The sequence below is a fragment of the Rahnella variigena genome (assembly GCF_003610915.1).
Taxonomy (GTDB): domain Bacteria; phylum Pseudomonadota; class Gammaproteobacteria; order Enterobacterales; family Enterobacteriaceae; genus Rahnella; species Rahnella variigena.
In genome coordinates, this window is record NZ_NSDJ01000001.1 from 2221187 (window position 1) to 2242944 (window position 21758).

The window sequence follows — 21758 nt, forward strand, 5'->3', positions numbered from 1 at the left end:
TTTGCCCCCGGGCAGTGCTCGGCTTCCTCACGTACTTTATGTACGCTGCAGAGCCGCCGCGCTGTCCGGGAACAAACTGCCTGCGCCGACTACGCCATTTGCCTTTTGAAGGACATTATTCCTGCCAGTTTTTCATCTTACTGGTTTTCCCGATCCCCGGATTGAAGCTGTTGGTCGGGTCGGCCTGCCGGTAGAACTCTTTCAGATGCGGTTTTGCCAGATACAGATGTCCGACGTTATGCTCTGCCGGATATTCCGCGCCTTTGGCGTCGAGCAATTCAAGCATCCGGTGTTTCAGTGCCTTGCTGTTCGCGCCTTTTTTGACGATGTAATCCTGATGGAAAACGTGGCACATGAAATGGCCGTAATACAGTTTTGCCACCAGCTGATTGTCGATATCTTCCGGCAATGTTTCGAACCAGTCGCGGTCATTACGGCGCAGTGCAATATCCAGCGCCAGAATATCCTCCACTTCTTTTTCATGTACCGCGTGATAACGCACCGCAGCACCTGCAGCGGCGAAACGGTGCAGGAAAGCTTTTTTGCCTTCGTCAGCCGAGCAGATAAAGAAATCACCCTGACCATCACTGAAGAAACGCGTCAGAAATGTACGTGCCTCATCAATTCCAGGGCCGGACATTTTCAGCAGTAAGTGATGTTCAAACCGGTCACGGTACTGCTTCATGCGAGGTGGAAGGTGATTCGGCAGGGCTTTGCTCAGGCATTGCATTACGCGGTCGCTGAAGTTTTTCGGCAGGAAAGGGACTTTACTGGCATGCGCATCAAATTTCCCTTTCGCGGTAAACATGTCCGGCATTTTGTCGGTACCAAGCTTATCGATCATCATGAAAGTGTCTTTGCCGTAGACTTCAGTGATATCGAAAATATCGCGATGCATGTATTCACCGGCCACCGGCAGGTTCGCAAAATCACGCAGGATCTGACGGCGTAATTCAGTCAGCACTGCCGTGTCATTGGTGCCAATATAAAATACCTGCTGCTGAGTTTCAGCCGGAAAAGTATCCAGACGCACGGCGAACACGGCCAGTTTTCCCGCACAACCCGAGGCTTCAAACAGACGCCGCTCATCGGCATTAAAACGCGATGGCGTATCAGCGTCCACTTCACGCACCCGCGCAGCATAATCATGGTCAGATGCCAGACGCTGATCGTGCAGTATGTCACTTTCCAGATAATCAGCTTTTTCCAGACGCGTCAGTATTTCTTCCGGCGTTTCGCCAAGATTAATACCCAGATGGTTAATCAGACGTAATTCACCCTGTGCGTCGATCTGCGCATAAAGCGCCATTTCGGTATAGGCCGGACCGCGTTTCACCAGCGATCCGCCGGAGTTGTTGCAAATCCCTCCGACAACCGATGCACCGATGCACGACGAGCCAATTACCGAATGCGGTTCACGGTTATAAGGTTTGAGGATTTTCTCCAGCTTATAGAGCGTACTGCCGGGGAAGCCGATTACCTGATGGCCACCGTCGAGCAACTGAATTTGATCAAGTTTGAGGGTACTGAAAATGACGATATCGCGGTCATAATCATCACCGCTGGGCGTTGAGCCTTCGGTCAGCCCGGTATTAGCGGCCTGCATAATGACAATCTTATCGGCGGCGATACAGGCTTTGAGCAATTGCCATTGTTGCAGCAGCGTTTGGGGAAATACCACGGCCAGTGCTTTGCCGCCACCTGAACGAAATCCTTTGCGGTAGCGCTCAGTGTTGCTGTCTCCGGTCAGAACATGACGGCTGCCAGCAATCTCTTTGAGCGTGGCGATGAGTGACTGATTATCCATTTCATCTTCCTTTTTAAATGCGTTGCCATCTAATCATAGACTTAAATGATACTTATTAAGTTAAACCCCATTCGGGATATCCGTTAGGTAATTTCACTTAATCTGTTGCATTTTTGTCATGTGCTGTCCATTAAATCGTCATTGATGTGTCATATAACTCGCGCTTAATGAACGCCAGATTATGAAAGCAACCGAGAGACAGCATCATGGCGCAAGCTCAACTTAAGCTGGCACAGGCTGAATATCCTCAGGCCGGGCCACAGCATTTGAACAAAGTTCTGGACGTGAAAGGCCTGGTGAAATCTTATAAATCAGGTCAGCGCGTCCTGAATGACATCAATTTTGATCTGCACGCGGGTGAGTTCGTGGCGGTGATTGGCCGGTCCGGCGCAGGTAAATCCACTCTGTTACACGTACTCAACGGTACCATTCCGCTTACCGATGGCAGCGTAGTGTGTCATTACGAAAATGGTGAACAACAGCAATTGGCCGGGCTGACCGGCAAAGCGTTGCGTCGCTGGCGCTCGGGTTGCGGGATGATTTTCCAGGATTTTTGTCTGGTTCCTCGTCTGGATGTGCTGACTAACGTGTTGCTGGGCCGTCTGAGTCATACCTCAACATTCAAATCTTTCTTCAACCAGTTTGACGACGAAGACCGTGCCCGCGCGATTTCTCTGCTCGAGTGGCTGCATATGCTGCCGCATGCGTTGCAGCGTGCTGAAAATCTCTCCGGTGGTCAGATGCAACGTGTGGCGATTTGTCGTGCCCTGATGCAGAACCCGAAAATTCTGCTGGCCGATGAACCTGTTGCGTCGCTGGATCCGAAAAATACGTTGCGCATCATGAATGCGCTGAAAAAAGTCAGTGAAGAAAATATAGCCGTGATGGTCAACCTGCACTCGGTCGAACTGGTGAAAGATTATTGCACCCGGGTTATCGGTATCGCTAAAGGGCAAATTATTTTCGACGGTCATCCGGATCAGTTAACTGACGGTATTTTGCAACAGTTATACGGTGAAGAACACGAAGCCATAAACAGTTAAACAATAACGTTATTTATTTTGCAGTGCTTATTTCTACTTTCTCTCAATCTACACAAGGTCATCAATACATGAAGAAGTTATTACGTCTGGCAGTTTTCGTAGCAGGTTCTTTTACCGCGATGCACAGCATGGCAGAAGATGCGCCTAAAGAATTGAATTTGGGTATTCTGGGCGGTCAGAATGCCACTCAGCAAATCGGCGATAATCAGTGTGTAAAAGATTTCTTCGATAAAGAATTAAACGTGGATACCAAACTGCGTAATTCCTCTGATTACTCCGGTGTTATTCAGGGATTATTAGGTAAGAAAGTAGACATGGTATTAAGCATGTCGCCATCGTCTTTCGCCTCAGTCTATATTAATAACCCGAAAGCCGTAGACCTGGTCGGTATCGTTATCGACGACACCGATAAATCCCGGGGTTATCACTCGGTGGTTGTGGTGAAAGCCGACAGCCCGTACCAGAAATTGTCTGACCTGAAAGGTAAATCATTTGGCTTCGCTGACCCGGATTCCACGTCCGGCTATCTGATCCCAAACCAGACTTTCAAGAAAGAATTTGGCGGCACGACAGACAACAAGTACAACAACTTCTTCTCCAGCGTCACCTTCTCCGGCGGCCATGAGCAAGATATTCTTGGCGTGCTGAACGGTCAGTTTGAAGGCGCAGTGACCTGGGCATCAATGATCGGCGACCGTGAAACCGGTTATACCTCCGGCGCATTCAACCGTATGATCCGCATGGACCATCCGGATCTGATGAAGAAAATCCGTATCATTTGGGAATCTCCGCTGATCCCTAACGGCCCGATCTTAGTGCGCAGCGATCTGCCACCGGCGTTTAAAGCCAGACTGGTTTCTGCCATTAAGAAACTGGACAAAGATGACCACGCCTGCTTCGTGAAAGCCGTCGGCGGTAAACAACATATCGGCGAAACGTCCCTGGCGGAATATCAGCAGATTATTGATATGAAGCGTGAGCTGACTAAAGGCGGTCGCTAACCCGTAACTCCCTCCCCTGCGAAGGGGAGGGTTGGGGTGGGGTATTAATGGCAACTCAGGAAGCGAAAGCTTTCACCATTATTGTTTTTTTAATACCCCCTCCTGACCTCCCCCTTCGCATGGGGAGGAATAATGATTATCGCAAATCGGAAATATTATTTTGAACAAAGACTTCAATCGTTATTACCAGCAGATCCGGGGAAAACAAAAGCGTGAGGCGCTGATCTGGTCAGGGCTGATGCTGTTGTTATATCTGTGGTCAGGCAATGTTTCCGAACTTAATTTAAAAACGATTATTATCTCCGCACCGAGCTTCTTTGATTATATTGGTCAGACGGTGCCGGTATTACACTGGTCATTATTATTTGCTGACGGTCATACAGAAGGTTCACTGGCGTATTGGGGATATCGTCTTAATATTCAGTTGCCACTGATCTGGGAAACTATTCAGCTGGCGTTATCCTCGACGATATTATCGACCGCGCTGGCGGTTATTCTGGCGTTTCTCGCCGCGGGTAATACGGATTCGCCAAAATGGGTTAAATTTAGTATCCGCACTTTTGTGGCTTTCCTGCGTACTATGCCGGAGCTGGCGTGGGCGGTGATGTGCGTCATGGCCTTTGGCGTCGGCGCTATTCCGGGCTTTATCGCGCTGACTTTACACACCGTCGGCAGTCTGACCAAACTCTTCTACGAATCCATTGAAACCGCATCGGACAAACCGGTGCGCGGTCTGCGAGCCTGCGGAGCGGGGCGCTTGCAGCGCATGCGCTTTGCTATGTGGCCGCAGGTTAAACCTATCTTTCTGTCGTACAGTTTTATGCGCCTCGAAATCAACTTCCGCCAGTCCACGATCCTCGGTTTAGTCGGGGCGGGGGGCATCGGGCAGGAACTGATGACGTCAATCAAACTGGACCGTTATGACCAGGTCAGTATGACCTTATTGCTGATTATTCTGGTGGTGTCGGCGATGGATTTTCTATCAGGTAAATTGCGCAAACGCGTCGTGGAGGGCACTTTCTGATGTTAACTGATGCGCTTGAACCTCATGTTGTCAGCAGCCTGAAGCAGCAGCACGGACATTTGTTTGCCGCACAGCGCCGCTATCTGCGTTACCTCGCGATACTGGCTGTCGTCATTGCGTTGTACTACGTCTATTTCTTCAGCTATTTCGGTATTCCGTGGAGCGAAGTGGTGCGCGGCACCCGTGAAGTCGGACGATATTTCCTGCGCATGTTCGTCTGGCATAATGTTTCCGAATGGCCTTTTAAGTATTATTTCACGCAGATTGCGATCACGCTGGCGATCGTTTTTGCGGGCACAATCACTGCGTCTTTCCTTGCTCTGCCACTGTCCTTTCTGGCGGCGCGCAATGTAATGTCTACGCCGCTACTCAGACCGGTTTCCATGATTATTCGCCGACTTCTGGACGTGCTGCGCGGGCTGGATATGGCGATCTGGGGGCTTATTTTTGTCCGTGCTGTCGGCATGGGGCCACTGGCCGGCGTGCTGGCGATTGTGATGCAGGATTTAGGCTTACTCGGCAAACTGTACGCCGAAGGACACGAAGCCGTGGAACGCTCGCCGAGCCGCGGTTTACGGGCACTGGGAGCTTCTCCGTTACAGACGCACCGTTTCGGCATTTTCACCCAATCTTTCCCGACATTCCTCGCACTGTCGTTGTATCAGATTGAATCTAATACACGTTCTGCCGCTGTTCTTGGTTTTGTCGGCGCGGGCGGGATCGGTCTGGTGTATGCGGAAAATATGCGTTTATGGAACTGGGATGTGGTGATGTTTATCACATTGATCCTGGTCGCCATTGTCATGACGATGGATAAGATTTCTGCGATGTTGCGCGCCAAATATATTCACGGTGAAGAGATTGATTTGTTTGAGCCGGAAGAGCGAAAAATGAAGCCGCCGGTGGAGCTTTACCGTCCTTAATTCATTACCTCCGGCAAATAAAGCGCTTAAAAAAGGCGGTATCCGCAGGGAGGCCGCCTTTTGCTCTCTTATTTATTAGCGAAGGATTACTCGTCGAAATACCAGTAGCCCTGATTGACCAGATCCGTTAACAGGACAACAAATTCAGGATCCTGCAACGCATTGCCCAGCTCTTTCTGACTGATCAGAGTGAAACGGCACAGCGCATCGGCGGCTTCATGCTGAGCAGTTTCCAGTGGTTCGCTGTTCACAAAGAAACGTTCACCGACATTCAGTACGCGCAGCCCGCTTAAGCGGGTCAGGCTATCGCCCTGCATCAGCGCATCCACAATTTCCTGCGCTTCATAAGGCGGCTCCGCCGGGGCGATATCCAGCTCGTGGCGCGGCGTGGTGGCGAAACGACCAAACCACTGTTTGAAATCTTCCGGCTGACTGAGCAGTTCAACCATCATCTGGCGCACACGTTCAAGCTCATACTCTTCCACTTTCCCGACGTGTTCACGCAGCGTCAAATCCGGATCGCTGTAATGATTGCCGCCCAGATCGTTTTCCAGCGCATAGTCAGCAAAGCTGCTGATGAAATCGCGCGAGTTAGGACCGCGGAAACCGACGGAATAGTTGAGAGCGGTTTCATGCGTAAAACCGTCATGTGGGAAGCCCGGCGGAATGTACAGAATATCACCCGGTTCGAGATCTTCATCAATGATTGGCGTGAAGGGATCGACATGCAGTAACGCCGGATGCGGACAGAACTGACGCATCGGCAAAGCATCGCCTACACGCCAGCGACGGCTGCCCATACCCTGAATGATAAATACGTCGTACTGGTCGATATGCGGGCCGACACCGCCGCCGGGCACGGAATAGGAAATCATCAGGTCATCTAAACGCCAGTCCGGCAATACGCGGAAAGGTTTCACCAGTTCAGCGGCGGGCAGATGCCAGTGATTCACTGCCTGCGCCAGTAATGACCAGCCGGTTTCACCCAACCCGTCAAAATGTTCGAAGGGCCCGTTGCTTGCCTGCCATTCCCCATTTTTATGGCTCACCAGACGGCTGTCCACTTCCGGCTCCATCGCTAAACCGGCTAACTCGTCCGGAGAGATAGGATCGACAAAATTAGAGAACGCTTTTTTAATAACAACAGGTTTTTTTTGCCAGTATTTTTCTAAAAATTCCGGCCAGTCCAGATTGAGTTCATAAGCCATGTGATTTACCAGTGGGAAGACAAACGGCCCTGATTATAGAGAGGCGGTGCTTGAGCGCGCTTTGTCGTGGGTCAAGGCTTGGTAAATGAGGGAGAAAGGAGAAGTGCGGAGAGAGGAAAAAATCCCCCTTCGCAGGGGGATAAGAAGCATCAGGACTTAGCGGCAAGGACCACCAGTTTCTGGTTCACAAACTCTTTGATACCTAAATCAGACAGTTCGCGACCAAAACCGGAGCGTTTCACACCGCCAAAAGGCAGTTCGGCTGCGGTATCTGTCGGTGAGTTGACGTACACCATCCCGGTTTCAATCTGACTTGCCAGCTTACGGGCGCGGTTCATATCTTTGGTAAACACTGAACCGCCAAGGCCGTAATGAGAATCATTGGCGAGTTTCACCAGCTCTTCATCATTTTTCACCACGTACACCTGTGCGACCGGGCCAAAGAACTCTTCGAAGTACGCCGGATTATCGCGGGTAATGTGCGTCAGTATGGTCGGCTCAAAGAAATTCCCCGGATTATCGCTCACCTTCTTGCCGCCAAAGTGCAGTTTCGCACCGTGCTTCACGGCGTCATCTACCTGTTTGCTCAGGGTTTTCACCGCATCTGCGGAGGACAACGGCCCCAGCGTGGTGGATTTATCCAGCGGGTCACCCATTTTCAGCGCTTTAAAGTGTTCGGTGAATTTTTTCAGGAATTCATCGGCGACTTTCTCGTGAATAATGAAACGCTTGGCGGCGGTACAGACCTGACCGGCATTTGATACACGTGCCTGAGCACCCGCTTTGGCAGCTTTATCGATATCGGCATCATCAAGTACGGCAAACACGTCGTTACCGCCCAGCTCAAGAGTCGATTTCTTCAGCTTACCGGCGGCGCGTGCAGCCACAATAGCACCTGCTTTTTCCGAACCTGTCAGCGCAACGCCCTGAACACGGTCGTCATCAATAATGGAGGCCACCTGATCTTGTGAAATAAACAGATTGGTATAGGCACCTTTTGGCGCGCCTGCTTCTGCAACCAGTTTCTCAAAGGTTTCTGCACAATGAGGAACGATACTGGCGTGTTTCACGATTACGCTGTTACCGGAAGCCAGGTTTGGCGCCAGCACGCGCATCAGCTGATAGAACGGGAAGTTCCACGGCTCGACGGCCATGATCACACCAATAGGATGATGCTCGACCCAGGCTTCACCGAGATCGGATTTATACGGCACAGGTTTGAGAAATTCCTCCGCCTTTTCAGCATAGAATTTCGCAATATCGGCGCAAATCTGCACTTCGCCACGGCTCTGACCGATGAGTTTCCCCATCTCCGTACTGACCACTTCTGCCAGTTCATCGACACGTGAAGCCATCAGTTCTGAAAGTTTATGCAGCACTTTAACACGTTGCTTAATATCGCCTTGCGCCCAGTCAGACTTATACAGGGCATGTGCTGTGGAAAGCGCTTCTTCAACCTGTTTGTCATTATGGGTCTGATATTCTTTGATGAGTTTGTTATTGAACGGATTTATCGTTTGATATGGCATGTGTTGCTCCTTGTTTTGTGGCGTGTCGTCGAAAACAACGGCACGTTGGAATTGAGGTGCGTCCGCCTTACTGCGTTCTTTCTCAACAGAACATTAAGCATAGACGAAAAAACGTGACCTCTGTCCCACAGACACCTCATGCAACACAACCGTTTAGCGTGCCCGACCCGCATTTTCAAAGGCCCCGCCAGACGCGGGCTGTAGTCTGTCTCTAAGAACAATCGGCTTTACGTAACTTTGCGGCAGGCTGTTAATGAATTGTTTTCAGCAAGCGATTGATAAATTTACCGCTCACTTTTATGCTGGCTTTCCTTCAAATTCCCGACACTGAGAAACTCATGAAGCTTGATGCGATTCCGTTTTGCACGACTGACTGGAGCGACGTAACGCCGACACAACATCCGGGAGACACCGGCATGGCGCTGTGGCGTACGCAAAAATTCGGCGATATCCGGGTGCGTATTGTTGAATATTCGGCAGGTTATGAGGCAGATCACTGGTGCAGTAAAGGCCATGTACTGTTTTGTCTGGAAGGAGAGCTTCATACCCGTCTGGAAGATGGTCGTAAATTTACGCTGTCGCCGGGCATGAGTTATCAGGTGGCGGACAATGCCGAAGCACACCGTTCCTCCACGCCGGTAGGTGCGAAACTGTTTGTTGTTGATTAGGCAAGGCTGTTTTGAGCACGTTTGTTTATAGAAAATTCGCCGTCTGCTGAGGCGGACGACAAGGAGCAGCAGGTGAGTAAATTACGGGTTGGTATCATTTTTGGTGGTAAATCGGCAGAGCACGAAGTGTCATTGCAGTCGGCGAAAAATATCGTGGATGCTATTGATAAGCAACGTTTTGATGTGACATTACTCGGTATCGATAAGAAAGGGGAATGGCATATCAATGATGCCAGCAATTACCTGATCAATGCTGAGAACCCTTCGCTGATTGCCCTGAACCGCTCGAATAATCAGGTCGCACTGATCCCGGGTCAAACGGAAAATCAGTTAATCGAAACGCACAGCGCCAGCGCACTTTCACAGGTCGATGTGATTTTCCCGATTGTTCACGGCACGCTGGGCGAAGATGGTTCGTTGCAGGGATTACTGCGCATGGCAAATATCGCTTTCGTGGGCTCGGGCGTGTTGGGTTCTGCGGTCAGTATGGATAAAGACGTCACCAAACGTTTGTTGCGTGATGCCGGTTTATCTGTCGCCCCGTTTGTCTGCCTGACCCGTGCCAACCGCCAGAAACATACGTTTGCCGCAGTCTCGCAACAACTCGGTCTGCCGCTGTTTATCAAGCCTGCCAATCAGGGCTCATCCGTCGGCGTCAGTAAAGTCAGCGATGAAGCGGGATATCAGCGCGCGCTGGATGAAGCGTTCAGTTTCGACCATAAAGTGCTGGTCGAATCCGCCATTAAAGGCCGCGAAATTGAATGTGCTGTGCTGGGCAATGATTATCCGCAGGCAAGCGTGTGCGGAGAAGTCATCCTGCACGACGAGTTTTATTCTTACGACACTAAGTACATCAATGAATCCGGCGCTTCCATTGCTGTTCCGGCGGACTTGCCGCAGGAAACGCACGACCGGATACGCGCTATCGCTTTACAGGCATTTCAGGTGCTGGAGTCCCGGGGTATGGCGCGCGTGGATGTATTCCTGACCGAACAAGGTGAGGTGATCATCAATGAAATCAACACGCTGCCGGGGTTCACTAATATCAGTATGTATCCCAAACTCTGGGCAGCCAGTGGACTAGGTTACAGCGATTTGATCACCCGCCTGATCGAACTGGCGCTGGAGCAACATCAGCAGGACAACCAGCTGAAAAGCTCGGCTAACTGACCGTCTGGTTTCAGGGCAATACGAAGAAGGCAGGGAGAGATCCCTGCCTTTTCTATTTTGTGATAGTGATTATTCGACCACCAGTTTCACCTGTTTGCCAGCCAGACTCAGCATCAGAATCAGAGCATCCAGCGTAAATTTATCTGTTTTTTTATTCACTACGTCGGAAACCCGCGGGCGTGAAACCTGGAGCACTTTAGCTGCATCACCTTGACGCATATTTTGCAGTGCTATCCAGTTGCCAATTTCAGTCATCAGTTGTTCTTTCAGGGCAATGGTCTGTGCGATTTTAGCTTGCGAATCCGCATGTAAATGTTGCGCTTGTTCTTCACAAAATCCTAAATCGGCAAAGACATTACCGTCAGCTGGCGTGATATGGCGCGAAGCAACATCAATGTTCTCTTTCATTTTGTCTCCTTTCACGTTCTCTGACGATCTCAGCGTACCGTGTTTTTATGATGGCAATATCGGTCAGACTGGTTTGTTGAGTCTTTTTCGCAAAGCAATGAAGGATGTAAATTGCATCTTCAAATTTTGCGATATAAACAACCCTAAATGTGCCGGCAAAGGCATCCATTTTGATTTCAACCACGCCGGCCCCCCAGTCATTGACGGACTTCCATTGTGTCGGAGGCAGGCCTTGCTGGATCAGCTCAAGTTCATAGCCCGCCCGCTTTTTGACATCAACAGGAAAATTGCGCAAATCTTTGAGTGAACTTCCCCTCCAGTCGATATTTTTAGTCACCGTCACTTTCCTTGTGTATAAAATTTTATACCTAAATATACCTCACGCCAACACCTTTATATGACGGCAGGGGCTGTGAGCAAGAAAGCGGATATATGTTTTGCGTGATGCGCCGTAACAAATGTGGTTTTGGTGAATCGCAGGCACGAAAAAGGCGGCAAACGCCGCCTCTTCTGCTTACTGCTCTGACGCATACCGCTGTGCTTATTTATACAGTTCAGCCGTGCCGTACAGGTGATTGTCACCAGAAGCACCGATGATACGGTAAGAACTTGCACCGGCTTCGCTGGCTTTAGCGCTCAGTTTGTCCTGCAGGCTGCTCAGGCTGTTACCTGAAGTTGCGCTGACAACACCAATTGCCTGCTGACCAGCCGGAGCGGACTGAACTTCAGTCGCAGCCAGGGTGGAGAATGAAGCGGTTGCCAGTGCGATAGCGGCGAGAGTCATAGTAATGTTTTTCATGATGGTTTCCTCAATTCGTTTATTGCGCTTTGCCAGGCGTTGTCATCAACGTTCATTTAATTTGCAAAGCGGTCTTCTGTCCGATCGAACATCTAGCTTATTAATCGTTAACTAAATGTCGTTTACCCTTAACGCAAAACTTCTTACTTATTTGTACAGCTCAGCAGTACCGTGCAGATGGTTGTCACCAGAAGCACCGATGATGCGGTATGAACTTGCGCCAGCTTCGTTAGCTTTTGCATTCAGTTTGTTCTGCAGGCTGGATAAATCATTGCTTGAAGAAGCACTTACTACACCGATTGATTGTTGACCCGCCGGTGCAGACTGAACTTCAGTCGCTGCCAGGGTGGAGAAAGAAGCGGTAGCAAGGGCGATTGCAGCTAATGTCATTGTGATTTTTTTCATGATGGTCTTCCTTTTAATCTGTTTATCAGCAGGTGATGATTCGGTCAGACGTTGTTAATTAACGTTCGATAATTAAATCTTAGACCTGGATCACATTCTGTGCAACTCATTTATTTATTAATCGTTAACTAATTGTGCGGAACAATCTGCTAACGCATCTTCATCTCTTATTTGTACAGCTCAGCAGTACCGTACATGTGGTTTTCACCGGAAGCACCGATGATGCGGTAAGAGCTTGCACCAGCTTCAGTGGCTTTCGCATTCAGTTTTGACTGCAGCGTGCTCAGGTCACCATTTGAAGAAGCGCTGACAGTACCGATAGTTTGTTCACCCGCTGGTGCAGACTGAACTTCAGTCGCTGCAAGTGTGGAGAAAGAAGCGGTAGCCAGCGTCAGGGCAGCGATGGTCATTGCGATAGTTTTCATGATGGTCATTCCTGTTCGTTAATTTTTTCGGCAGTGCCCTAGTCGTTAATAAGGAATAAGGCGCCTGAGTTTCAGGTCAACGTTATCTATTAGTTAACGTTCGATAAGTAAATGGTAAGGGGTGTAGCGGATTTGTGCAAGATGTTTTTTTAATGAGCGTTAACTAATTGTGCTGTGACTCAGGTCACACTCAGAAGGGCTGTTGTTTTTGTTTTGTTAAATTTATGTTTTTAAACTAGATCGCCGGAAAGGAATGAGACAGCCATATCCATAATTTCGCTAAATGAATCTTTAATGATCGCTAAGTTAATGGTTGGCTCTGACCGGAGAGGGTGATAAAACAGGGGGCGGTTACGAAAAAGATAAGGCGACCTGAGCCGCCTTACCGTTATTCCTGCCCTGACTCTCTTTCATCAGGCGCCACGCTTGGGTGTAAACAAAAGCTTGTAGTTAAAAGCTAGTAGTAAACAGAAGCGGGCTGATGACCAGAGGTCGAAGGTGCAGGTGGCTGAGTCGGAGAAGTGGAAATTCGGCCCTGTGCGACTTTTTTGTTCGCGCAGGTAGCCGGGTTACAGAAGTTACTGTCACCGGTCACATTGACCATTCTCACTTCCTGACTCAGTGCTGGCATCATGATAACCTGCTGTGCGGCAACATTGGCAACCGGTACAGCGGTTAATGCCAGAACTGCAAGAAGGATTTTGAAGTTACTCATGATGTTACGTCCTGGGTTTGTTGCTTGTTAAAGCGTTTATAGCTGTGCAACTTTGCGGGTTTGAGTGATTTTCTTATCGCTCGATAATTAAATAATAAACTCCGCTGGACTTGTGCGCAACTATTTTTAATAATGATCGTTAAGTTATTTCTATAACTATTTTAATAACCATAATCACAATGGTGATGGAAGGAGGGTGTATGAGCACTGAACAGACGGCTTTGGTCCGGAAAAGTCGCGGTCGCCCAAAACAGTTCGACCGTGGAACTGCTCTGAGCAAGGCTCTGAATTTATTCTGGCGCCATGGTTACGAGGCCACTTCATTAGCTGATTTGGTCGAAGCAACCGGTGCGAAGGCACCGACTTTGTATGCCGAATTCGGAAACAAAGAAGGGCTCTTTCGTGCAGCCGTTGAACACTATCTGAAAAACTTTTACGAAAAGAGCTCATGTTTATTGAGCAGAACAGATTTGTCCGTCGAAGATACGGTCGGGCGTTACCTGCGCGCCATCGTTGAGCTGTTTACCGACTGCGACACGCCAAGCGGCTGTTTCATGATCAGCGCATCATCCGGGATGTCTTCATCTTCTGCGGATATTGCCGAAATGCTGCGTGCGCGCCACCTCTCGCAGGAACGCACTTTGTTTGAATACTTCGAGAAGAAGAAAGAGAGCGGCGATCTGACCGCGGTAACGGACAGCGCGCTGCTGGCGAAATACCTCGCCTGTACCATTCAGGGCTTCTCCGTTCAGGCACGTGACGGCGCAAGTTCCGCTGAACTTAACCGCCTGATCGACGTGGTCATGAATCTGTGGCCGGAGCTGACGAAAGCCACGGTTGCCAGTAAAGCCGCACACTAAACGCTGAGTTTTAGACAATTGTTAAGAAAGAGAATAGAACGTCAGGTGCTGAGTATTTCGGGCCTGGCGTTGGGCGGTATAGACTTCGAGAAACCGGCAGGTGATCCGGGGCTTTTTGGCCCGGAAAGCATCACCTGGCGAATTCACGGTGACTTTTCCTCGATGCTTTGCGGTGGCGTCAGTGCCTTGCTGCTGCAAATGCTTCATCCGCTGGCGCTCGCCGGTGTCTGGGATCATTCCTCATTTCGTGAAGACATGCTTGGCCGTCTGCGGCGTACCAGTCAGTTTATTTCCGCCACCACCTTTGCGCCGGTTCATGATGCCAATGCCTTGATCGAAAAAGTAAAATCCATCCATTTACGCGTCACCGGAACCGATGCTTACGGCACGCCTTATGCCGCCAGCGACCCGGATTTACTGGTCTGGGTGCACGTAGCCGAGGCGTACAGCTTCCTGCAATCGCATCTGCGTTATCGAAATCCTGCGCTCAGTGTGAGCGATCAGAACCGCTATTATCAGGAATTTGCCTGCGTGGCAGAAAGTCTGGGTGCTGTAAACGTGCCGGACAGTGTGGCTGCGGTAGACGAGTATTTGCAGGCGATGCGCCCGCAGTTACGCTGCGATGAGCGTACGCTGGAAGTGGTGAGATTATTGCAGAATGCGCCCGCGCCAAGCCGTCTGGCAAAGCCTGTCGGCAGCCTGATGATTCAGGCGGGTATCGAGCTTTTACCCGACTGGGCGGTCACACAACTGGGGATTTCCCTTTCCCCGTCTAAACGCAGAAGCATTCGTTTTGCCACCCGTCGCATCGCTGGCGTATTGCGCTGGGCGGTGAGAAACGGCTCATGGCACCGCGCCATGCGCCGGATGGGACGGCTGAACTGACCATTACCTGATCGTTAAAGATGCGGATAAACGCCCGGACCAATCGGCAAACCGAGCAAATACCAGCCCACCAGCATCAGCAACCACACCACAAAAAATACAATCGGATACGGCAGCACCAGCGAATAGTAGGTGCCAAGCTTCGCCTCTTTGTTGTACCGCTGAAGGAATCCGAGGAACAGCGGCACGAACGGCGACATCGGCGCGAGCGGGATAACCGAAGAATCCGCCACACGGAAAACAATCTGAGCAAAGGCCGGATGGAAGCCAAGCAGCATGAACATCGGCACGAAAATCGGAGCCAGAATCGACCAGATGGCTGAGCCGCTGGCGATGAACATACACAGCAGTGCCGACAGAAAAATCAGCCCGAGAAACGCCGGAATACCAGTCATGCCTAAGTTTTCCAGCACATCCGTCAGCCCGATTGCCATGAATTTTCCCATATTGCTCCAGTTGAAGAACGCCACAAACTGGGAGAGCGGAAACACCATCACAATAAAACCGGCCATTGATTTCATCGGATCCACAAGCAAATCCGGTACGTCGCTGGCGCTGCGGATTTGCTTCGTCACCATGCCGTAAGGCACTGAAATCACGAAGAAGAACAAAATAATCAGCGGCACGATGCCCTGAATAAACGGCGATGGAATGATGCCGCCGGTTTTCGGGTTACGCAGCGGTGCGGCTTCCGGTACCACCAGTAATGCCACCAGTCCGATGAACACCAGTGCCGCAATGCCGCTGGCCATCAGCCCGCGGTTCTGCTCCGGTGTCAGCTTTTTCATCTCTTCATTACGCGCACCCTGATACACCGGCAGGCGCGGTTCCACAAATTTATCGGTAAGGATAGCGCCGACAATGGTCAGCAAAATCACCGACGCGGCCATAAAGTACCAGTTGTCGATCACGCTGACCTGGACCGCCGGGTTAATGGCTTTCGCCGCTTCGGTGCTCAGCCCGGATAACAACACATCGGTAGTCACAATCAGCAGATTGGCGGTAAATCCGCAGCCAACACCGGCAATCGCCGCCAGCAAACCCGCGACCGGATGACGCCCGACGGCCAGAAAAATCAGTGCGCCCAACGGCGGCATGACCACCAGTGCGGCGTCCGAGGAAATATGGCTGAAGAAGGCGATAAAAATCACCATATAACTGGCGTACCGGGCATTCACTTTGGAAGCCATTTTGTACATCAGGCTTTGCAGCAGCCCGACACGTTCCGCCAGTCCGGCACCGATCACCAGCGCCAGAATCGACCCCAGCGGGGTAAATCCGCTGAAGTTTTTGATGACGTTCGGCAAAATCCACTGAATACCTTCCACGCTCAGCAAATTTTTAACGCGGATAATCTCGCCGTTAGTCGGGTTCACGGCCGTAATGTTGAACCATGAAATCACCGCACTGGCGACCATCAGCAAAGCAATCAGATAAACAAATAATAAAAACGGGTTGGGAATTTTATTACCGATACGTTCCACCCACTGGAGAAATCCTCCAGGGCTCTGTCCGGAGTCTTGCGCCTGAATACTCATCTGTTAACCCTCTGTCGTGTTTTTCTTTTTTATATTTATGCCGCTCATCCGTGCCGGAACGGGGCGCGAATGAGCGGTTTATTTCATTAACTGACACCAGTGATTTATTTCAATGGCGAAGGTTTCACACCAGCCGGGATCGGGCACTGATACGGGCGTCGTGCGCGCTGTACATCGCGCTCTTTCTGACAAGCCGCCACTAAATCCGGCTGAGTGAGCAGTTCTATCGCGGTTGAGGACATGACTTTTGCCGCCAGACACATGCCTTTATGGGCGATGGAGGTACGCCCCTGTGACACAATCTGCCAGGTATGCAGCGGGGATCCGACGGCAAAACACGGGCTGAAGCATTGCGCCGTGGGAACCAGCCAGCTGACATCACCGACGTCCGTCGAACCGTAGAGGATATTGCCGTTCGGGGCATACGGAGCAACAGAGTCTGTCAGCGGGGAATGGCGCAGGGTTTCGGCGAATTCGATGCCTTCTGCGCCGCTGGTGCGGGAGATATTCAGAAGATTATTATCAATATCCTGTTCCGTCAGCGTGGCATGAATCGACGCCGCAAACGCCCGCTCTTCGTCGGTATAATGCGGTGTGCCGAAAGCCTGAACGTACTGATACATGGCACTTTCCAGCGTGCGGTTAGGCACGTAGTTGGAACAGGCTTTATCAAAGCGCATCGACATTTTTGTGCCGGTCATCAGCGCCGCACCTTTGGCAATATCCACTACGCGGTCGAAAATCGCCTGCGCCTGATCCATCTGCGGCGCGCGTACCAGATACAGCACTTCGGCGTCGGCCTGCACCACGTTTGGCGAAATCCCGCCCGCGTTGGTGATCGCGTAATGCAGCCGCGCTTCCTGAATGATGTGCTCACGGAGGAAGTTCGCGCCGGTATTCATCAGCGTCAGGGCATCCAGCGCGCTGCGACCCAGATGTGGCGCGGCGGCGGCGTGTGAGGACACGCCTTTAAAGCTGAACGACGCCTGAATATTGGCCAGCGTCTGATTGCTGAACATGCCGCTGTAGGTTTCCGGATGCCAGGTCAGCGCGGCATCGACGTCATCGAACAACCCTTCGCGCGCCATAAAGGTCTTGCCGGACCCGCCTTCTTCGCCCGGACAGCCGTAAAAACGCACCGTGCCCTGAATGTTTTCACGTTCCATCCAGGCTTTCACTGCCAGCGCGCCGCCGAGTGCCGCCGTCCCCAGCAGATTATGGCCGCAACCGTGGCCGTTGCCGTTTTCAATCAATGGCTGAGCCACATCGCAACCGGCTTTCTGGCTTAAACCGGCCAGCGCATCGAATTCGCCGAGCAGGGCGATCACCGGTTTGCCGCTGCCGAAGCTGGCGATAAATGCCGTTTCCATGCCACCGACGCAGCGTTCAACAGTAAATCCGCTGGCGTCGAGTTTGTCGGCCAGTAATGCAGAAGAGAAAGATTCGACAAAGCGGGTTTCAGGATGATCCCAGATGGCATCGCTGATTTCTGACAGCGCGGGCTGCTGGTTATCGATAAAGTCGTTGATAAAATTGACGATATTCTGTTGATCAGCCATCAGTTATCTCCTTTGAATTCAGCGATATTCAGCGCCAGTGCTGCCAGCGTTTTGATGCCCTGCATCATCACTTTTTCATCGAAATCAAACAGTTCATTGTGATGACCTGCGCTCAGATCGGTACCGAAAATCACATAAGAGGCTTCACCGCCGCGGGATTTCACGCGTTCCATCATGTACGTGGCATCTTCCGAACCGGCCGCGCCTTCCTGTCGGTCAATGATCTGTTCGAATTCGCCGAGTTTTTCCGCCTGCCGGTGGATGTAATTCACCCAGGCTGGCGTTGGCGTGCTGCTTTGCGCCGCGCCCATGAGTGTGATGTCGAATTTCACCTGATGCATTTCGGCTGCGCCGGAAATCACTTTCAGCGCCTGCTGGTAAATGAATTCGTTCACCTCATTGGTGGTGCCGCGTGTTTCTACTTTCATCGTGGCGCTGGAAGGCACCACATTGCGCCCGGTACCAGCCTGTAAAACGCCGACATTGATGCGTGAATCACCGCCGCTGTGACGCGGTATCGCGTGTAAACCGAGGGTTGCCTGCGCTGCGGCGAGCAGGGCGTTGCGGCCGTCTTCCGGCTTGCCGCCCGCATGAGAAGCGACGCCGGTGAAACGCACGTCGAGTTTGGTGGTGGCCATAAACGTATCGTTACCGCAGACGATGTGATTCGCGGGTACGCCGGTGCCAATATGCACGGCGGTGAAATATTCCACATCGTCCACCACGCCAGCCTCAACCATTGATTTCGCGCCACGTGTACCTTCTTCGGCAGGCTGGAAAATCAGTTTGAGGGTGCCGCACAACTGGTCGCGAACCTGCATCAGCACTTCCGCCAGTCCGAGGCCAATGGTCGTATGACCGTCGTGCCCGCAGGCGTGCATCATGCCGTTATTGGCAGAAGCAAATCCTTCGCGGAACGGACGGTGCTGGTCTTCCAGCACTTCGTTTAAATCCAGTGCGTCCATATCCACCCGAAACCCCATCACCGGACCGGGGCGCCCGGTTTCCAGCGTGGCGACAATACCGGTAAAACCGCCGGAGAAATGCGGCATCCAGCGGGCAATCGCGCCTTGCTCCAGCGCGCGTTGCTCCTGTTGAGCCAGCACGGCGTCAGAAGGCAAACCCATACGTGAATCAGCATCTATCACTTCTTTGCCCAGTTGCAGCGAATAGCCGAGCTTTTCCAGACGTTCCGCCACCAGCGTGGAGGTGCGAAATTCAAGCCAGCCAGATTCGGCGTATTTATGCAGGTCACGACGTTGCGTTTGCAGGGAAGGGAACAGCTTTTCTACACGTTCAGAAATCTCATTAACCATCACGGACTCTCTTTTTGTACAGACATGCAGGCTTTCCGCGCAGCGGCAGAAAGGAGGAAATCAATGCTTTGGGAAGTGCAGGCCAGCGCGCAGAAAGCGACGAAAGGCGGCCTTAGATGATTTTCAATGTACATAAAGCAATCAGGGCATATAAGATGCCAAAATCTTCTTAGTGATAATCAGGGGTTATCAAAGAATCTCATGCCATCACAAATTAAAATGCATCAGTTACGGGCATTTGTGTCGGTTGCGCGTCAGGGCAGTATTCGTGCCGCCAGCCGGACGATGAATTTGTCACAGCCTGCGCTGACCAAATCGATTAAAGAACTTGAGGAAGGATTAGGCGCGCGGTTGTTTATCCGCCGTCGTCAGGGCGTGACGCTCACTGACTGCGGTGAGGCGTTTTTTAAGCGTGCAAGCCTGATTCTGGAAGAGCTACGTGTCGCACAGGAAGATATTTCGCAGCGTCTCGGTGGTACCAGCGGCAGGGTGAATCTAGGTGTCGGTGCCAGTATCGCGCGTACCATCATGCCGGAAGTCGTGGACCGTTTTCACCGCGAATTCCCCGATGTGAAGGTGCGGATCGCTGAAGGACAACTGGTATCGATGATCCCCGAACTGCGTCAGGGCGAGCTGGATTTCACGGTGAATACCTATTATCAGGGACCCTTTGATAACGAACTGTTATATGAAAAGCTTATGGATAAAGAGTACCGCGTGGTGGCAAGACGCGGTCATCCGATGCAAAACGCCCGGTCGATGCAAGAGTTGCGACATTGCGACTGGACCATGCCGACGCCGCGAGGCAGCTATTACAAACTGCTCAGCGAAGTGTTCAATGAAATGGATGCGGAGCCGAATATCAGCGTGATTTGCGAAACCTTTATGTCTTGCACCAGCCTGATTGCGAAAACAGACTTTCTCAGCGTTCTGTCCGTTGATGTGATTAACGATCCGGTGATCGGCCAGAGCCTGGTGGCGCTAGATTTAGATCTGCCGCTGCCGAAAGCAACGTTCTATCTCATTCAGCGGCGTGATACCACGCTGACACCAATGGCCGCGCATCTGGCACAACTGTTCCGCATGTATTGCCGCTGATGTCGATATTTTGACAAGAAAGCGCCTGTTTTAATGATTTATCGGGGATTTTTGGGAATATTGCCCGTTATCGGGCTGGCTTATCCGTTCTACACTGACCATCACAGGGAATAATAAGCTTCCTGATAATGTTGAGGTCATATGCGCCAGTCCGACATAGTTGCTGAAGTCAGTAACGACAAACAAACCCTGACCGCGCTGGTCGAGCAGGATAACCGCGTGGTGTATTTCTACATTTTTGCGCGTGAAGATTTGCGCGACCGTTTTCCGAAAATGCGTGCCTGTTGGGTACGCAATCTGGTGCCCGCGCCGGTAAACGATGACACGGACGCGATGGAGCAGGGGATGGCCCCGATGCTGGCGGCGCAATATTGCCGGAATCTGGAAGGCGAAGCGCCGCTGGATCCGGCACAAATTCAGATCCTGTGGAATGAAAGCGATGACGGCGCGGCGTTGTGGTATCAGGGATTGTTGCTGGCGGTGATCCCCGGCTGGAGTTTGTATATCGATCATTCGGTGTGTTATTCCGCCGGCTGCATTAAACAGAATCCGCTGACTTTCCCGCTGGGTTCTGCCTCGACCAACACACAATGTGAACTGGCGGAAAAGACCCGTCTTTTCTGGCGTGACTGGCAAAATGAGTTCACTAATCCGTGGCCAAAAATCCAGCGTAAACTGCTGGAATCCTACGAAGACCGCTTTGGCCCGTCGCTGAAGTATTATCTGATCAATCAGGGCAACTGGCCGCCGATGGCGATTTCCCAGCATGAAGACGAAGAAAACTATTACTTCTTCACCGTCGGCATGAGTATCCGCCCGATGCCGCAAATCGACATTATTTTCAACGATGAAGCAGAAAAGCACCGCCGCATCGAGCTGGCCTTTTCAGTTGGCAAAGAATACGTCACCGAAGAAAACGCCGTGCAGATGGCGAGTGCATTATCCGGCTACGCGCAGGTTCCCTGGACCACACTGAGCTGGCTCGGCGAAGGTCACACGCTGATGTCACCCATGGCACCGCTCGGTTTCGAAGGCCACGTCATTTCCTCCGCACTCTGCGGCCCTGCCGACAAAATGCGTTTGCCGAAGATTTACGGCGATCCGGTGAATCAGTTTTGGGTCAGCCCGGTGTTTACCAGCGAACTGGAATTCGCCCAGGCTAAGCCAAACGGTGGATTTGAACTGGTGGCCGCGATGATCGAGAACGATATCGGGTTTGTGTTTGCGCCGAGAAGCGCGGTGATTTGATGCTTTGAGGTTGCCGCTCAAACTTGGCTTTAAGATCAAGACCGTGGGCTCGCCGCCCACACCCACAAAACCTTGGGTTGCCACCCAAACTGGCCTCAAGGGGCGCCTGTCGCCGCACCCCTTGAGAAT

General features: G+C 51.5%; 22 protein-coding genes. 10 read left to right on the plus strand and 12 right to left on the minus strand.

All coding sequences use genetic code 11. The annotated features are described in order from the left end of the window. Positions 1–115: 115 nt before the first annotated feature. Positions 116–1807 (minus strand): D-lactate dehydrogenase, encoded by a 1692-nt coding sequence (gene dld, locus CKQ54_RS10275; RefSeq protein WP_120160481.1) that lies wholly within the window; start codon positions 1805–1807, stop codon positions 116–118. A gap of 206 nt (positions 1808–2013) precedes the next feature. On the opposite strand from dld, the gene phnC reads away from it, so the two are divergent. The 4 genes from phnC (at position 2014) to phnE (CKQ54_RS10295) (ending at position 5798) form a co-directional block, all read left to right on the plus strand. Next, entirely contained in the window at positions 2014–2850 is an 837-nt protein-coding gene (gene phnC / locus CKQ54_RS10280) for a phosphonate ABC transporter ATP-binding protein (RefSeq protein ID WP_113877880.1), read from the plus strand. Positions 2851–2918: 68 nt separating this feature from the next. Continuing rightward, positions 2919–3851, plus strand: coding sequence for a phosphonate ABC transporter substrate-binding protein (gene phnD / locus CKQ54_RS10285; RefSeq protein ID WP_120160483.1), 933 nt, complete (start codon positions 2919–2921; stop codon positions 3849–3851). A 160-nt stretch (positions 3852–4011) separates the two neighbouring features. Beyond that, complete coding sequence (gene phnE / locus CKQ54_RS10290) at positions 4012–4875, plus strand: phosphonate ABC transporter, permease protein PhnE (RefSeq protein WP_120160485.1); 864 nt, start codon at positions 4012–4014, stop codon at positions 4873–4875. Further along, positions 4875–5798, plus strand: coding sequence for a phosphonate ABC transporter, permease protein PhnE (phnE, locus tag CKQ54_RS10295; protein ID WP_112291360.1), 924 nt, complete (start codon positions 4875–4877; stop codon positions 5796–5798). The genes phnE (CKQ54_RS10290) and phnE (CKQ54_RS10295) overlap by 1 nt, the downstream gene beginning before the upstream one ends. A gap of 86 nt (positions 5799–5884) precedes the next feature. Here the strand turns inward: phnE (CKQ54_RS10295) and CKQ54_RS10300 are convergent, their stop codons facing one another. Continuing rightward, positions 5885–7006, minus strand: a complete 1122-nt coding sequence (locus CKQ54_RS10300) for a ribosomal protein uL16 3-hydroxylase (RefSeq protein WP_120160487.1) — start codon at positions 7004–7006, stop codon at positions 5885–5887. A 149-nt stretch (positions 7007–7155) separates the two neighbouring features. Continuing rightward, positions 7156–8535, minus strand: a complete 1380-nt coding sequence (locus tag CKQ54_RS10305; RefSeq protein ID WP_112291363.1) for an NAD-dependent succinate-semialdehyde dehydrogenase — start codon at positions 8533–8535, stop codon at positions 7156–7158. A gap of 338 nt (positions 8536–8873) precedes the next feature. On the opposite strand from CKQ54_RS10305, the gene CKQ54_RS10310 reads away from it, so the two are divergent. Next, positions 8874–9203 (plus strand): DHCW motif cupin fold protein, encoded by a 330-nt coding sequence (locus CKQ54_RS10310; RefSeq protein WP_120160728.1) that lies wholly within the window; start codon positions 8874–8876, stop codon positions 9201–9203. A 72-nt stretch (positions 9204–9275) separates the two neighbouring features. After that, positions 9276–10373, plus strand: coding sequence for a D-alanine--D-alanine ligase (gene ddlA / locus CKQ54_RS10315; RefSeq protein ID WP_120160489.1), 1098 nt, complete (start codon positions 9276–9278; stop codon positions 10371–10373). A 69-nt stretch (positions 10374–10442) separates the two neighbouring features. Here ddlA and CKQ54_RS10320 read toward each other — a convergent pair whose 3' ends face one another. The 6 genes from CKQ54_RS10320 to CKQ54_RS10345 all read right to left on the minus strand — a co-directional run bounded on the left by CKQ54_RS10320 (position 10443) and on the right by CKQ54_RS10345 (position 13125). Further along, positions 10443–10781, minus strand: a complete 339-nt coding sequence (locus CKQ54_RS10320; protein ID WP_120160491.1) for a helix-turn-helix domain-containing protein — start codon at positions 10779–10781, stop codon at positions 10443–10445. After that, positions 10765–11118 (minus strand): type II toxin-antitoxin system RelE/ParE family toxin, encoded by a 354-nt coding sequence (locus CKQ54_RS10325; protein WP_120160493.1) that lies wholly within the window; start codon positions 11116–11118, stop codon positions 10765–10767. The genes CKQ54_RS10320 and CKQ54_RS10325 overlap by 17 nt, the downstream gene beginning before the upstream one ends. 204 nt (positions 11119–11322) lie before the next feature. Beyond that, positions 11323–11580 (minus strand): multiple stress resistance protein BhsA, encoded by a 258-nt coding sequence (bhsA, locus tag CKQ54_RS10330; protein WP_113877874.1) that lies wholly within the window; start codon positions 11578–11580, stop codon positions 11323–11325. Between the two features lie 147 nt (positions 11581–11727). Further along, on the minus strand, positions 11728–11985 hold the full coding sequence (gene bhsA, locus CKQ54_RS10335; protein WP_120160495.1) for a multiple stress resistance protein BhsA: 258 nt from the start codon (positions 11983–11985) through the stop codon (positions 11728–11730). A gap of 167 nt (positions 11986–12152) precedes the next feature. Continuing rightward, on the minus strand, positions 12153–12410 hold the full coding sequence (bhsA, locus tag CKQ54_RS10340) for a multiple stress resistance protein BhsA (RefSeq protein ID WP_120160497.1): 258 nt from the start codon (positions 12408–12410) through the stop codon (positions 12153–12155). A 457-nt stretch (positions 12411–12867) separates the two neighbouring features. Continuing rightward, a complete protein-coding gene (locus CKQ54_RS10345) occupies positions 12868–13125 on the minus strand; it encodes a hypothetical protein (protein WP_120160498.1) in 258 nt (85 codons plus the stop codon). A 200-nt stretch (positions 13126–13325) separates the two neighbouring features. Between CKQ54_RS10345 and CKQ54_RS10350 the strand changes: the two genes are divergently transcribed. Together CKQ54_RS10350 and CKQ54_RS10355 are read left to right on the plus strand one after the other, a co-directional pair. Next, positions 13326–13985 carry a TetR/AcrR family transcriptional regulator gene (locus tag CKQ54_RS10350; protein WP_113877871.1) on the plus strand — a complete coding sequence of 220 codons (660 nt, stop codon included), beginning with the start codon at positions 13326–13328 and terminating at the stop codon, positions 13983–13985. A gap of 45 nt (positions 13986–14030) precedes the next feature. Further along, positions 14031–14870: an oxygenase MpaB family protein gene (locus tag CKQ54_RS10355; RefSeq protein WP_425272785.1), complete on the plus strand. Its 840-nt coding sequence runs from the start codon at positions 14031–14033 to the stop codon at positions 14868–14870. Between the two features lie 14 nt (positions 14871–14884). Here the strand turns inward: CKQ54_RS10355 and abgT are convergent, their stop codons facing one another. The 3 genes from abgT to CKQ54_RS10370 form a co-directional block, all read right to left on the minus strand. Continuing rightward, positions 14885–16408, minus strand: a complete 1524-nt coding sequence (gene abgT / locus CKQ54_RS10360) for a p-aminobenzoyl-glutamate transporter (RefSeq protein WP_113877869.1) — start codon at positions 16406–16408, stop codon at positions 14885–14887. 104 nt (positions 16409–16512) lie between these two features. Further along, a complete protein-coding gene (locus tag CKQ54_RS10365; RefSeq protein ID WP_120160502.1) occupies positions 16513–17967 on the minus strand; it encodes a M20 family metallopeptidase in 1455 nt (484 codons plus the stop codon). After that, positions 17967–19283, minus strand: coding sequence for a M20 family metallo-hydrolase (locus CKQ54_RS10370; protein WP_120160504.1), 1317 nt, complete (start codon positions 19281–19283; stop codon positions 17967–17969). The genes CKQ54_RS10365 and CKQ54_RS10370 overlap by 1 nt, the downstream gene beginning before the upstream one ends. Positions 19284–19484: 201 nt before the next feature. On the opposite strand from CKQ54_RS10370, the gene CKQ54_RS10375 reads away from it, so the two are divergent. Then, positions 19485–20381 carry a LysR family transcriptional regulator gene (locus tag CKQ54_RS10375; protein WP_112290833.1) on the plus strand — a complete coding sequence of 299 codons (897 nt, stop codon included), beginning with the start codon at positions 19485–19487 and terminating at the stop codon, positions 20379–20381. A 141-nt stretch (positions 20382–20522) separates the two neighbouring features. Continuing rightward, positions 20523–21629, plus strand: a complete 1107-nt coding sequence (locus CKQ54_RS10380) for a suppressor of fused domain protein (protein ID WP_120160506.1) — start codon at positions 20523–20525, stop codon at positions 21627–21629. Positions 21630–21758: the final 129 nt, after the last annotated feature.